Source organism: Streptomyces sp. NPDC048106 (assembly GCF_040706415.1).
GTDB lineage: Bacteria > Actinomycetota > Actinomycetes > Streptomycetales > Streptomycetaceae > Streptomyces.
In genome coordinates this window covers 1-14,906 of the sequence record NZ_JBEZND010000080.1, presented here as the reverse complement: position 1 = coordinate 14,906, position 14,906 = coordinate 1, and the positions used below count along the sequence as shown (strand labels likewise).

General features: G+C 68.8%; 2 protein-coding genes. Both read left to right on the top strand.

Going from position 1 to position 14,906, the window contains the following annotated elements; translation table 11 throughout:
- Positions 1–3,428 (top strand): amino acid adenylation domain-containing protein (locus tag AB0927_RS40025; protein ID WP_366672792.1); only part of this gene is annotated, 3,428 nt, incomplete at its 5' end.
- Positions 3,413–14,906, top strand: an 11,494-nt coding sequence (locus AB0927_RS40020) for an amino acid adenylation domain-containing protein (RefSeq protein WP_366672791.1), incomplete at its 3' end; no start/stop codon positions are given. The genes AB0927_RS40025 and AB0927_RS40020, both read left to right, overlap by 16 nt.

The following is a 14,906-nucleotide window of genomic DNA, read 5'->3' as shown; positions in this document are numbered from 1 at the left end:
CCACCCTCGCCACCCACCCCCAAACCCCCATCCACCACACCGACCTGACCGACCCCGCAGAACGCACACTCCTCCTCGACCAATGGAACGACACCCGCCACGACATCCCCGAGAACACGCTGCCCGCACTCTTCGAGACGCAGGCCGCGAAGACACCCGACGCGGCCGCCGTCGTCTTCGAGGGCACCGAGCTGTCGTATCGCGAGGTGAACGAGCGGGCCAACCGACTCGCACGCCTGCTGATCGAGCAAGGCGCGGGCCCCGAGCGGTTCGTCGCCGTCGCCCTCCCGCGTTCCGCCGACCTGGTGATCGCGCTGCTCGCGGTACTCAAGACCGGCGCCGCATACGTGCCGATCGACCCCGAGTACCCGGCCGAACGCATCGCCTACATCCTCACCGATGCCAACCCGATGGCCATCATCACGGTCGAGGACAGCGGAGTCGAGGTACCGGCCGGAACGAAGCGGATCGTCCTGGACGATCCCGCAACGCGGGAGGTGGCCGGGGCACAGGCGGGTGGCGACCTCCGGGACGAGGAGCGTCTGGGGTCGTTGGGTGCGAGCGTGCCGGCGTATGCGATCTTCACCTCGGGTTCGACGGGGCGGCCCAAGGGCGTGGTGGTCGAGCACCGGGCGCTGGTGAACTTTCTGGCGTCGATGCAGGAGCGGTTCGGCCTGGGCGCGGGCGACCGTTTACCGGCGGTGACCACGGTCGCGTTCGACATCGCCGGTCTGGAGCTGTATCTGCCGCTGCTTCATGGCGCGGCTGTGGTGCCGGCGGCGCCGGAGCAGGTACGTGATCCGCTCGCGCTGCGGTCGCTGATCGCCTCCACCGGGGTGACGGTCATGCAGGCGACGCCGAGTCTGTGGCACGCGGTCGTCGCCGATGCCGGGGACGAGCTGGCCGGGGTACGGGCGCTGGTCGGTGGTGAGGCGCTGCCGGGTGAGCTGGCCCGGACGCTGGTGGCCCGGACCGCGTCGGTGACGAACCTGTACGGGCCGACCGAGACGACGATCTGGTCCACGGCGGACGAGGTCCGGGGGGCCGCGGGCGGGGTCTCCTCGATCGGCCGTCCGATCGCCAACACCCAGGTCTACGTCCTCGACGCGGGCCTGTGCCCGGTGCCGGTGGGCGTGGCGGGCGAGTTGTACATCGCCGGTGCCGGCCTGGCGCGCGGGTACGTGAACCGTCCGGGGCTGACGGCGGAGCGGTTCGTGGCCGCTCCGTTCGGGGCTCCCGGCTCGCGGATGTACCGGACCGGGGATCTGGCACGGTGGAGCGCGGCAGGGCGACTGGAGTACCTGGGGCGCGTCGACGACCAGGTGAAGGTGCGCGGCTTCCGTATCGAACTGGGCGAGATCGAATCCGTCCTGGCCGGGCACCCGGGGGTCGACCGGGCCGCGGTGGTCGTACGGGAGGACCGGCCCGGGGACAAACGCCTCGCCGGATACGTCGTCCCCGCCCCCGAAGCGGCACTCGACCCGCACGCCCTGCGCGCGCATGTGGCCGGTGTGCTGCCGGACTACATGGTCCCGTCGGCGGTCATGGTGCTGGACGCGCTGCCGCTCACGCCGAACGGGAAGCTGGACCGCCGAGCCCTGCCCGTACCGGAGTTCACCACCGGAACGAAGGGCGAGCAGCCGCGGACCGCGCTCGAAGAAGCCCTGTGCCGGGTGTTCGCGGAAGTCCTCGGGGTCGACGGGGTCGGCATCGACGACAACTTCTTCGAACTCGGCGGCGACAGCATCCTGGTGATCCAGGCGGTGCACCGGGCGCGGCAGTCCGGGCTGGGCATCGCACCCAGGGACGTGTACCGGCTGCGGAACGTCCGCGACCTGGCACCCGTGGCGACCGTCCTCACCGAGGACGTCTCGGAGGACGTGGACGCCGGCATCGGTGAATTGGCATCAACTCCCGTGCTGGCACGACTGGTTGAGACCAGCCGCCCGATTGACGACTTCCACCGGGCCATGGTCGTACGGACCCCCGCCGGTCTGACCGTCGAGGCACTGCGCGGGGGGTTGAGCGCCGTGGTGGCGCGGCACGATGCACTGCGGTTGCGTGCCGAGCAGGCGGAAGACCGGACGACAACGTTGCGTGTGGAGGGACGGGACGCGGTCGATACCCAGGACCCGACTCACCTGACCGACCTGACTCCCCGGATTCCCAGGAGCCAACGATTCCACCGGATCGACGTCGCCGGACTGACGGACGAGGAGGTCGACGCCCTCGTATGCCGTGAACATGGGTGTGCGGCAGCCGAGTTGGACCTTCAGGGCGGTGTCGCGTCCACGGTCACCTGGTTCGATGCCGGACCGCTGACGCGGGGGCGGCTGCTGTGGGTCGTACACCAACTGGCCGTGGACGGGCCGTCCTGGCGGATCCTGCTGGCGGACCTCGCGGCTGCCTGCGCCGCCGCCGCGAGCGGTACGACGCCCACGCTGACCCGCCCGGTCATCTCGTTCCGTACCTGGGCGGGCAGATTGGCCGAACTGGCCGCGGACAGCGAGCAGTCGGGCGGGTCGCACCGCTGGACCGAGGCACTCACGGCCGGCGAGCACAGCCTGGGGGCCTGCCCCTGCGACCACGACACCGGGGAAGCCCGCGCGCCGCGAACCCGCATGACCCTCCGGCTGCCCGAGGCAGACACGGCCGCTCTGCTGACGACCGTACCGGCCGCGTTCCATGCCGGCGTCGAGGACGTGCTGCTCGCCGCGCTGACCCTGGCGGTGGCGGACTGGCGCCGACGCCACGGCTCGGTCGAGGGCACGGCCGTACTGCTGGACGTGGAGGGCGACGGACGCGACTGTCTGCCCGCGCCCGCCGACCTGTCCGCGACGGTGGGCTGCTTCACGACCGTCCACCCCATGCTGCTCGACCCGGGCGAGGTCGACTGGCGGGACGTCTGGGCCGGCGGGGCCGACCTGGGCCGCGCCTTCAAGGGGATCAAAGAGCAGGTACGCGAGTACGCCGAGAACGGCACCGCCTACGGCCTGCTGCGTCACCTGAACCCGCACAGCCGGCCCGCACTGGCCGCTCTGCCCGCGCCGCAGATCCGCTTCAGCTACCTCGGAGTCCTCGACGGCGACGGCGGTGACTGGACGACCGAACCCGAATGGGTCCTGTCCGGCACCGGTGACGCCGAGACGGCCTCGGACCACGCGATCGAGATCAGTGCCGTCGCCGGGGACCGTCCCGACGGCCCCCGCCTCACCGTCCGCTGGACCTGGTCCGAGGCCCATTTCACCGACACGACCATGCGCGACCTGGCCGACACCTGGTTCCGCGCCCTGACGGCGCTCGCCGCACACGCGCGGCGCCCCGATGCGGGCGGCCCTACGCCGTCCGACCTCTCCCTGGTGGACATCAGCCAGAGCGAGATCGACGACTTCGCAAGCGAACTTGACTCCGAGTGGGGGACCTGGTGACCGGCCGGCCGCGTATCCAAGACATTCTGCCTCTGTCCGCGTTCCAGGAGGGCCTGCTCTTCCACTCCCTCTTCGACCCCACCGACACGGACGTGTACACCGTCCAGTGGGCGTTCGACCTCAAGGGCGCGCTGGACGCCGAGGCGCTGCGGGCGGCGGCCGAGACCGTGCTGCGACGGCACCCGAACCTGCGGGCCTCGTTCCGGCAGCGGAAGACCGGCGAACCCGTCCAGGTAATCCCGACCGAAGTGCCGCTCCCGTGGCGCGAGTTCGACCTCAGCGCGCAGGGCCGGGAGGAGGCCGAACGCGAAGCGGCCCGGCTGGTCACCGAGGATCGCACCACCCGCTTCGACCCCGCCCGGCCGCCCCTGCTCCGCTTCACCCTGATCCGGATCGCGGCCGACCTGCACCGCCTGGTCTTCATCAACCATCACCTCATCCTCGACGGATGGTCGATGCCGCTGTTCATGCGGGAGCTGTTCACCCTCTACGCGAACCGCTGCGACGAGTCGGCGCTGCCGCGCGTGGCGCCGTACCGGGACTTCCTCGCCCACGTCGCGAACCAGGACCGCGAGGCCGGGCGCGAGGCATGGAGCGCGGTCCTCGCCGACCTGGACGGCGAGACCCTGGTCGCCCCGGGCGCCACCCGCCAGGGCTCGGCGGTACCCGAGCGCGTCCACGCCGAACTCTCGGCCGAGGACACCGCCGCCCTGGGCCGGCAACTGCGCGCCCGCGGCCTGACGCTGAACACCGCGGTCCAGGGCGCCTGGGGCATCCTCCTCAGCCGGCTCACCGGGCGCTCCGACGTCACCTTCGGGGCCACCGTCTCGGGCCGATCCCCCGAACTCGCCGGCGCGGCCTCGATGATCGGCATGCTCATCAACACGATCCCCGTCCGCATGCGGGTCGTGCCCTTCGAATCCCTCCAGACCGGACTGCAGCACCTCCAGGACACCCAGGCCCAGCTGCTCCAGCACCACCACATCGGCCTGCCCGAACTGCACCGCCTGGCCGGCACCAAGGAACTGTTCGACACCTGCATCGTCTTCGAGAACTACCCCGTCGACCCGCAGTCCCTGGACCTGACGGACGCTGGGCTGCATGTGGAGTCCATGGAGGTGAAGGACGCCGCTCACTACCCCCTCCGCCTCGTCGCGGTCCCCGGCGAACGCCTCCGGATGTGGCTGGACTACCGCCCCGACCTGTTCGACCAGTCGACCGCCGAGCGGATCATGGGCTGGCTGCTGCGCCTGCTGGAAGCGGTGCGGACGGACCCGGGTCGTACGGTGGCCGGCGCCGAGATGGTGGACCCCGCGGAGCGCGCCCTGGTCATGGGGGAGTGGAACGACACCTCCGCCGCGGTGCCGGACAGCACGCTGCCCGAGTTGTTCGAGGCGCAGGTCGCGAAGGCGCCCGACGCGGTCGCGGTCGTCTTCGAGGGTGTCGAGCTGTCATACGGCGAGGTGAACGAGCGGGCGAACCGGTTGGCGCGGCTGCTGGTCGAGCAGGGTGCGGGCCCTGAGCGGTTCGTCGCTGTCGCCCTTCCGCGTTCCGCCGAGCTGGTCATCGCGCTGCTCGCGGTGCTGAAGACGGGTGCGGCGTATGTGCCGATCGATCCGGAGTATCCGGCCGACCGCATCGCCTACATCCTTGATGACGCCGATCCGATGTGCGTGATCACGGGTCTTGGTGCGGAGGGTGTGCTGCCCGAGGGCAGTACTCGAATCCTGCTGGACGATCCGGCTACCCGGCGGGCGCTGGATGCGCAGGCGACGGGTGATCTGTCTGATTCGGAGCGGCTTGCGTCTTTGGGAGCGGGGTCTCCGGCGTATGTGATTTATACGTCGGGGTCGACGGGTCGGCCGAAGGGTGTGGTGGTCGAGCACCGGGGGATCGTGAACCGGTTGCTGTGGATGCAGGACCGGTTCGGGCTGGCGGTCGATGACCGGGTGTTGCAGAAGACGCCGTCTGGTTTCGATGTGTCGGTGTGGGAGTTCTTCTGGCCGCTGGTCGTGGGTGCGGGGCTGGTGGTGGCGCGGCCCGGTGGGCATCGGGATCCGGCGTATGTGGCCGGTCTGATCGCCGGGCAGCGGGTGACGACGGTGCACTTCGTGCCGTCGATGCTGCAGGTGTTCCTCCAGGAGCCTGCCGCGGAGTTGTGCGGTGGGCTGCGGCGGGTGGTGTGCAGTGGTGAGGCGTTGCCGCCGGAGGTGGTGGAGCGGTTCCGGCAGGTGCTGGATGTGCCGCTGTTCAACCTGTACGGGCCCACGGAAGCGTCGGTGGACGTGTCGTGGTGGGAGTGCCAGACCCCGGTGGGGGCGACGGTGCCGATCGGGCGGCCCGTCTGGAACACGCGGTTGTATGTGTTGGACGCGGGCCTGTCTCCGGTGCCGGTGGGTGTCGCGGGTGAGTTGTACATCGCGGGTGTGCAGTTGGCCCGTGGGTACCACGATCGGCCTGGTCTGACGGCGGAGCGTTTCGTCGCGGACCCGTTCGGGGTGCCGGGCGCGCGGATGTACCGGACCGGTGACCTGGTGCGGTGGAACGCGGCCGGGGAGATCGAGTACCTGGGGCGTCTGGACGACCAGGTGAAGGTGCGTGGTTTCCGGATCGAGCTGGGGGAGATCGAGTCCGTTCTGGCCGGGCATCCGGGGGTTGCTCAGGTCGCGGTGGTGGTGCGGGAGGACCGGCCGGGTGACAAGCGGCTGGTCGGTTATGTCGTCGCTGACGGTGGGTCTGTCGTTGACCCTGCCGGGTTGCGTGCGGTCGTGGCTGCTGCGGTGCCGGAGTACATGGTCCCGTCGGCGGTTCTCGTCCTCGACGCGTTGCCGTTGACGCCGAACGGGAAGCTGGACCGGCGGGCCCTGCCGGCCCCGGAGTTCATGGCACGCGCGGAGGGTCGTGCCCCGCGGACGGCGCAGGAACGGCAGCTGTGTGAGCTGTTCGCGGAAGTGCTCGGCGTCGATGAGGTCGGCATCGACGACAACTTCTTTGAACTGGGCGGGCATTCGCTGTTGGCGACTCGGTTGGTGAGTCGTGTGCGGTCGGTGCTGGGTGTGGAGCTGGGCATCCGTGTGTTGTTCGAGGCTCCGTCGGTTGCGGGGCTGGTGGAACGCCTTGCGGGTGCTGGTGCGGGGCGGGCTGTGTTGCGGGCGGTTGAGCGTCCGGAGCGGGTTCCGGTGTCGTTTGCTCAGCGGCGTTTGTGGTTCCTGGGGCGGTTGGAGGGGCCGAGTGCGACGTACAACATTCCGCTGGTGGTGCGGTTGCGGGGGGCATTGGATGTCGCCGCGCTGAATGCGGCTCTGGTGGATGTCGTGGGCCGGCACGAGAGCCTGCGGACGGTGTTCGGCGAGGCGGAGGGGCAGCCGTATCAGCGGGTGCTCGGTGTCGAGGAGGCCGGCGCTGCGGTAGAGGTCCGGAAGAGTTCTCCGGAGACGCTGGACGCCGATGTGGCGTCGGTGTCGGGGTATGTGTTTGACCTTGAGTCCGAGATTCCGGTGCGGGCGTGGTTGTTCGATGTGGCGCCGGGTGAGTTCGTGCTGGTCGCGGTGGTGCATCACATCGCGGGTGACGGGTGGTCGCTCGGTCCGCTGGCGCGGGATCTGGCGGTGGCGTATTCGGCGCGGTGTGAGGGTGCGGCTCCGGAGTGGGAGCCGTTGCCGGTGCAGTATGCGGATTACACGCTCTGGCAGCGGGAGTTGCTCGGAGACGAGGGCGATCCGGGGAGTGTCGGCGCCGCTCAGGTGGAGTTCTGGCGGAATGAACTGAATGGCTCGCCCGAGGAGTTGGCGCTGCCGTTCGACCGGCCGCGTCCGATGGCGGGTTCGCATGCGGGTGACGTCGTGGGGTTGGCGTTCGGTGAGCGGGTTCATCGTGGTGTGGTGAGTCTTGCGCGGGAGCGTGGGGCGAGTGTGTTCATGGTGATGCAGGCCGCGGTGGCTGCCCTGCTGTCCCGGCTCGGTGCTGGCGACGACATTCCGATCGGTTCGCCGGTGGCGGGTCGTTTGGACGAGGCCCTGGACGATCTCGTCGGGTTCTTCGTGAACACGTTGGTGTTGCGGACGGATGTGTCGGGTGATCCGTCGTTTGCGGAGCTTGTCGAGCGGGTTCGGGAGACGGATCTGCGGGCGTTCGGTGCGCAGGACGTGCCGTTCGAGCGTCTCGTGGAGGTGCTGAACCCGGCCAGGTCTATGGGGCGTCATCCGTTGTTCCAGGTGGCGTTGGCGTTCCAGAACACCCCGGCGTCGGATCTGGTGATGCCGGGTCTGGATGTGGACGTTGCTCCTGGTGGTACGGGTGCGGCGAAGTTCGACCTGTCGTTCAATCTGGCGGAGTCCTTCACCGGGTCGGGTGAGCCGGCCGGGATCTCGGGTGGGATCGAGTTCGCCACGGATGTGTTCGACCGCTCCACGATCGAGCGGATGGCGGGCTGGCTGACGCGTCTGCTGGAGGAGGTTCTGGCGGACCCGCAGCAGCCGGTCAGCCGGGCACGCTTCCTTGGTGACACCGAGCAGCGGCTGGTGCTGGAGGAGTGGAACGACACCTCCGCCGCGGTGGCGGACGGCACGCTGCCGGTGTTGTTCGAGGAGCAGGTGGCTCGGACGCCGGATGCCGTGGCGGTCGTGTTCGAGGGTGTGGAGCTGTCGTATGGCGAGGTGAACGAGCGGGCGAACCGGCTCGCGCGGCTGCTGGTCGAGCGGGGTGCGGGTCCGGAGCGGTTCGTCGCGGTTGCCCTTCCGCGTTCCGCCGAGCTGGTGATCGTGCTGCTGGCGGTGCTGAAGACCGGTGCGGCGTATGTGCCGATCGACCCGGGCTACCCGGCCGACCGCATCGCCTACATCCTCGATGACGCCGACCCGATGTGCGTGATCACGGTCGGGGACAGTGGCGTCGAGCTGCCGGCCGACACGGCCCGAATCCTCCTGGACGAGCCCGAGACTGTGGCACGGCTGGCCGCTGCCGGGCACGACAACCTCGCCGACGCCGAGCGTCTGGGTTCGTTGGGTGCGGACGTTCCCGCGTATGTGATCTTCACGTCGGGTTCGACGGGTCGGCCGAAGGGTGTGGTGGTCGAGCATCGGTCGGTGGTGAATCTGCTGGGGTGGGCGGGTCGTCGGTTTGGGTTCGGGCGGTTGTCGCGGGTGGTGGCGTCGACGTCGTTGAACTTCGACGTCTCTGTGTTTGAGATCTTCAGCCCGCTGGTGGCCGGTGGGAGTATCGAGGTGGTCCAGGACTTGTTGTCTCTGGCCGATCTTGATGCTGGGGTGCTGGCGGGGAGCCTGGTCAGTGGGGTGCCGTCGGCGTTCTCGCATCTGTTGTCCGGTTCGCTGGGTGGTGCGCGTCCGGGTGTGGTGGCTCTGGCTGGTGAGGCGCTGGCCGCGCATACGGTTCGTGACATCCAGGCGGCGATGCCGGGGGCGCGGGTCGCGAACATCTACGGTCCGACCGAGGCGACCGTGTATACGACGTACTGGCATGCGGATGCCGGGAGCGTTGTGGAGGGGACTCCGCCGATCGGGCGGCCGATCGACAACGTGTCGGCCTATGTGCTGGATGCGGGTCTGTGCCCGGTGCCGGTGGGTGTCGCGGGTGAGTTGTACATCGCGGGTGATGGTCTGGCGCGCGGGTATCTCAACCGTCCCGGTCTGACCGCGGAACGCTTCGTCGCCGACCCGTACGGGGTGCCGGGCGCGCGGATGTACCGGACCGGGGACCTGGTGCGGTGGAACGCGGCCGGGGAGATCGAGTACCTGGGGCGTATCGATGACCAGGTGAAGGTGCGTGGTTTCCGGATTGAGCTGGGGGAGATCGAGTCCGTTCTGGCTGGGCATCCGGGGGTTGCTCAGGTCGCGGTGATCGTGCGTGAGGACCGGCCCGGTGACAAGCGGCTGGTCGGTTATGTCGTCCCTGCCGCCGACGTGGTGCTTGATCCGCAGGCTCTGCGGGCGTTTGTGGGTGCTGCGGTGCCGGAGTACATGGTGCCGTCTGCGGTTCTCGTTCTCGACGCGTTGCCGTTGACGCCGAACGGGAAGCTGGACCGGCGGGCCCTGCCGGTTCCGGAGTTTGCCGTTGATGGCGTGGGCCGTGCTCCGCGGAATCCGCAGGAGGAGATCCTCTGCCAGATCTTCGCTGAGGTGCTCGGCGTTGAACGGGTGTCGATCGACGACAACTTCTTTGAGTTGGGTGGGCATTCGCTGTTGGCGACTCGGTTGGTGAGTCGTGTGCGGTCGGTGCTGGGTGTGGAGCTGGGTATCCGTGTGTTGTTCGAGGCTCCGTCGGTTGCGGGGTTGGTGGAGCGGCTTGCGGGTGCTGGTGTGGGGCGGGCTGTGTTGCGGGCGGTTGAGCGTCCGGAGCGGGTTCCGGTGTCGTTTGCTCAGCGGCGTTTGTGGTTCTTGGGGCGGTTGGAGGGGCCGAGTGCGACGTACAACATTCCGCTGGTGGTGCGGTTGCGGGGGGCGTTGGATGTCGCCGCGCTGAATGCGGCTCTGGTGGATGTCGTGGGCCGGCATGAGAGCCTGCGGACGGTGTTCGGGGAGGTGGAGGGGCAGCCGTATCAGCGGGTGCTCGGTGTTGAGGAGGCCGGCGCTGCGGTAGAGGTTCGGAAGAGTTCGCCGGAGACGCTGGACGCCGATGTGGAGTCGGTGTCGGGGTATGTGTTTGACCTTGAGTCCGAGATTCCGGTGCGGGCGTGGTTGTTCGATGTGGCGCTGGGTGAGTTCGTGCTGGTCGCGGTGGTGCATCACATCGCGGGTGACGGGTGGTCGCTTGGCCCGTTGGCGCGGGATCTGGCGGTGGCGTATTCGGCGCGGTGTGAGGGTGCGGCTCCGGGGTGGGAGCCGTTGCCGGTGCAGTATGCGGATTACACGCTCTGGCAGCGTGAGCTGCTCGGAGACGAGGAGGCCGCAGAGAGCGTCGGTGCCGCCCAGTTGGAGTTCTGGAAGGGCGAACTCGCCAGCATTCCGGAAGAGTTGGCGCTGCCGTTCGACCGGCCGCGTCCGATGGTGGCTTCGTACGCGGGTGACGTGGTGGAGCTGGCGTTCGGTGAGCGGGTTCATCGTGGTGTGGTGAGTCTTGCGCGGGAGCGTGGGGCGAGTGTGTTCATGGTGATGCAGGCCGCGGTGGCTGCCCTGCTGTCCCGGCTCGGTGCTGGCGACGACATCCCGATCGGTTCACCGGTCGCGGGTCGGTTGGACGAGGCCCTGGACGACTTGGTCGGGTTCTTCGTGAACACGTTGGTGTTGCGGACGGATGTGTCGGGTGATCCGTCGTTTGCGGAGTTGGTGAAGCGGGTTCGGGAGACGGATCTGCGGGCGTTCGGTGCGCAGGACGTGCCGTTCGAGCGTCTCGTGGAGGTGCTGAACCCGGCCAGGTCTATGGGACGTCACCCGTTGTTCCAGGTGGCGTTGGCGTTCCAGAACGCACCCGTGTCCGACCTGGCGATGCCGGGTCTCGAAGTGGAGGCGGGCCCTGGTGGTACGGGTGCGGCGAAGTTCGACCTGTCGTTCAATCTGGCGGAGTCCTTTACCGAGACCGGTGAGCCGGCCGGGATCTCGGGTGGGATTGAGTTCGCCACGGATGTGTTCGACCGGTCGACGGTTGAGCGGATGGCGGGCTGGCTGACGCGTCTGCTGGAGGAGGTCCTGGCGGACCCGCAGCAGCCGGTCAGCCGGACGCGGATCCTTGACGACGCCGAGCTGGGCCAGGTGCTCAGCGAGTGGAACGACACCCGTCACGACGTCCCCGAGAACACGCTGCCCGCACTGTTCGAGGCGCAGGCTGCGAAGGCGCCGGACGGGGTCGCGGTTGTCTTCGAGGGTGTCGAGCTGTCGTACGGCGAGGTGAACGAGCGGGCGAACCGGTTGGCGCGCCTGCTGGTCGAGCGGGGTGCGGGCCCCGAGCGGTTCGTCGCGGTCGCTCTTCCGCGTTCCGCCGAGTTGGTGATCGCGCTGCTCGCGGTGCTGAAGACGGGTGCGGCGTATGTGCCGATCGACCCGGAGTATCCCGCCGACCGCATCGCCTACATCCTGGCCGACGCCAACCCGATGGCCGTCATCACGGTCGAGGACAGTGGCGTCGAGCTGCCGGCCGACACGGCCCGAATCCTCCTGGACGGCCTCGCCACCCAGCGGGCACTTGGCGCGCAGGGAGCCGGGGATCTCACCGACTCCGAGCGGCTTGCGTCTTTGGGGGCGGGGTCTCCGGCGTATGTGATTTATACGTCGGGTTCGACGGGTCGGCCGAAGGGTGTGGTGGTCGAGCACCGGGGGATCGTGAACCGGTTGCTGTGGATGCAGGACCGGTTCGGGCTGGCGGCCGATGACCGGGTGTTGCAGAAGACGCCGTCTGGTTTCGATGTGTCGGTGTGGGAGTTCTTCTGGCCGCTGGTCGTGGGTGCGGGACTGGTGGTGGCGCGGCCCGGTGGTCACCGGGATCCGGCGTACGTGGCCGGTCTGATCGCCGGGCAGCGGGTGACGACGGTGCACTTCGTGCCGTCGATGCTCCAGGTGTTCCTCCAGGAGCCTGCCGCCGTGCGGTGTGGTGGGCTGCGGCGGGTGGTGTGCAGTGGTGAGGCGTTGCCGCCGGAGGTGGTGGACCGGTTCCGGCAGGTGCTGGATGTGCCGCTGTTCAACCTGTACGGGCCCACGGAAGCGTCGGTGGACGTGTCGTGGTGGGAGTGCCAGACCCCGGTGGGGACGACGGTGCCGATCGGACGGCCCGTCTGGAACACGCGGTTGTACGTCCTCGACGCGGGCCTGTCCCCCGTCCCCGTCGGTGTCACGGGCGAGCTGTACATCGCGGGTGTGCAGTTGGCCCGTGGGTACCACGATCGGCCTGGTCTGACGGCGGAGCGTTTCGTCGCGGACCCGTTCGGGGCGCCGGGCGCGCGGATGTACCGGACCGGTGACCTGGTGCGCTGGAACACCCACGGCGAGATCGAATACCTCGGCCGCGCCGACGACCAGGTCAAGATCCGCGGCTTCCGCATCGAGCTGGGGGAGATCGAGTCCGTTCTGGCCGGGCATCCGGGGGTTGCTCAGGTCGCGGTGGTGGTGCGTGAGGACCGGCCGGGTGACAAGCGGCTGGTCGGTTATGTCGTCGCTGACGGTGGGTCTGTCGTTGACCCTGCCGGGTTGCGTGCGTTCGTGGCTGCTGCGGTGCCGGAGTACATGGTCCCGTCGGCGGTTCTCGTCCTCGACGCGTTGCCGTTGACGCCGAACGGGAAGCTGGACCGGCGGGCCCTGCCCGCGCCCGAGTTCACCGCCGGCACGGCCGGCCGTGCTCCGCGGAACCCGCAGGAGGAGGTCCTGTGCCAGGTCTTCGCTGAGGTGCTCGGCGTGGAGCGCGTGTCCATTGATGACAACTTCTTTGAGTTGGGTGGGCATTCGCTGTTGGCGACTCGGTTGGTGAGTCGTGTGCGGTCGGTGCTGGGTGTGGAGCTGGGTATCCGTGTGTTGTTCGAGGCTCCGTCGGTTGCGGGGTTGGTGGAGCGGCTTGCGGGTGCTGGTGTGGGGCGGGCTGTGTTGCGGGCGGTTGAGCGTCCGGAGCGGGTTCCGGTGTCGTTTGCTCAGCGGCGTTTGTGGTTCTTGGGGCGGTTGGAGGGGCCGAGTGCGACGTACAACATTCCGTTGGTGGTGCGGTTGCGGGGGGCGTTGGATGTCGCCGCGCTGAATGCGGCTCTGGTGGATGTTGTGGGCCGGCATGAGAGCTTGCGGACGGTGTTCGGGGAGGTGGAGGGGCAGCCGTATCAGCGGATCTTGTCGGTGGAGGATGCGGCGCCGGCGCTGGTGCTGCGGGAGAGCGACAGCGAGCGGATCTCGGCCGATGTGGAGTCGGCGTCGAGCTACGCGTTCGACCTCGAAACGGAGATCCCGGTCCGGGCGTGGCTGTTCGATGTCGCGCCGGGTGAGTTCGTGCTGGTCGCCGTGGTGCATCACATCGCGGGTGATGGGTGGTCGCTCGGTCCGCTGGCGCGTGACCTGGCGGTGGCCTATGGAGCGCGGTGTGAGGGGGCGGCTCCGGAATGGGACTTGCTGCCGGTGCAGTATGCGGATTACACGCTCTGGCAGCGGGAGCTGCTTGGTGACGAGGATGATCCGGGGAGTGTCGGCGCCGCTCAGGTGGAGTTCTGGAGCAGTGAACTCGCCGCTATTCCCGAGGAGTTGTCGCTGCCGTTCGACCGGTCGCGTCCGGTGGTGGCTTCGTACGCGGGTGACGTCGTGGGGTTGGCGTTCGGTGAGCGGGTTCATCGTGGTGTGGTGAGTCTTGCGCGGGAGCGTGGGGCGAGTGTGTTCATGGTGATGCAGGCCGCGGTGGCTGCCCTGCTGTCCCGGCTCGGTGCTGGCGACGACATCCCGATCGGTTCGCCGGTCGCGGGTCGCTTGGACGAGGCCCTGGACGATCTCGTCGGGTTCTTCGTGAACACGTTGGTGTTGCGGACGGATGTGTCGGGTGATCCGTCCTTTGCTGACCTTGTCGAGCGGGTTCGGGAGACGGATCTGCGGGCGTTCGGTGCGCAGGACGTGCCGTTCGAGCGTCTCGTGGAGGTGCTGAACCCGGCCCGCTCGATGGGGCGTCATCCGTTGTTCCAGGTGGCGTTGGCGTTCCAGAACGCCCCGGTGTCGGATCTGGCGATGCCGGGTCTGGATGTGGAGGCGGGGCCTGGTGGTACGGGTGCGGCGAAGTTCGACCTGTCGTTCAATCTGGCGGAGTCCTTCACCGGGTCGGGTGAGCCGGCCGGGATCTCGGGTGGGATCGAGTTCGCCACGGATGTGTTCGACCGCTCCACGATCGAGCGGATGGCGGGCTGGCTGACGCGTCTGCTGGAGGAGGTCCTGGCGGACCCGCAGCAGCCGGTCAGCCGGGCACGCTTCCTTGGTGACACCGAGCAGCGGCTGGTGCTGGAGGAGTGGAACGACACCTCCGCCGCGGTGGCGGACGGCACGCTGCCGGTGTTGTTCGAGGAGCAGGTGGCTCGGACGCCGGATGCCGTGGCGGTCGTGTTCGAGGGTGTGGAGCTGTCGTATGGCGAGGTGAACGAGCGGGCGAACCGGCTCGCGCGGCTGCTGGTCGAGCGGGGTGCGGGTCCGGAGCGGTTCGTCGCGGTTGCCCTGCCCCGCTCGGCCGATCTGGTCATCGCACTACTGGCGGTGTTGAAGACGGGGGCGGCGTACGTGCCGATCGACCCCACCTATCCCGCCGACCGCATCGCCTACATTCTTGCCGACGCCGATCCGATGTGCGTGGTCACGGGCTTCGGCGCGGAAAGTGTTCTGCCTGAGGGAATTCCTCACGTCCTGCTGGATGATTCGGCCATCGCGCGCGCCCTTGAGACGCGGCCGGGGCACGATCTCTCTGATGTGGATCGTGTGGCGCCGTTGGGTGCGGGTGTTCCGGCGTATGTGATTTATACGTCGGGTTCGACGGGTCGGCCGAAGGGTGTGGTGGTTGAGCATCGGTCGGTTGTGGATTATGTGCTGT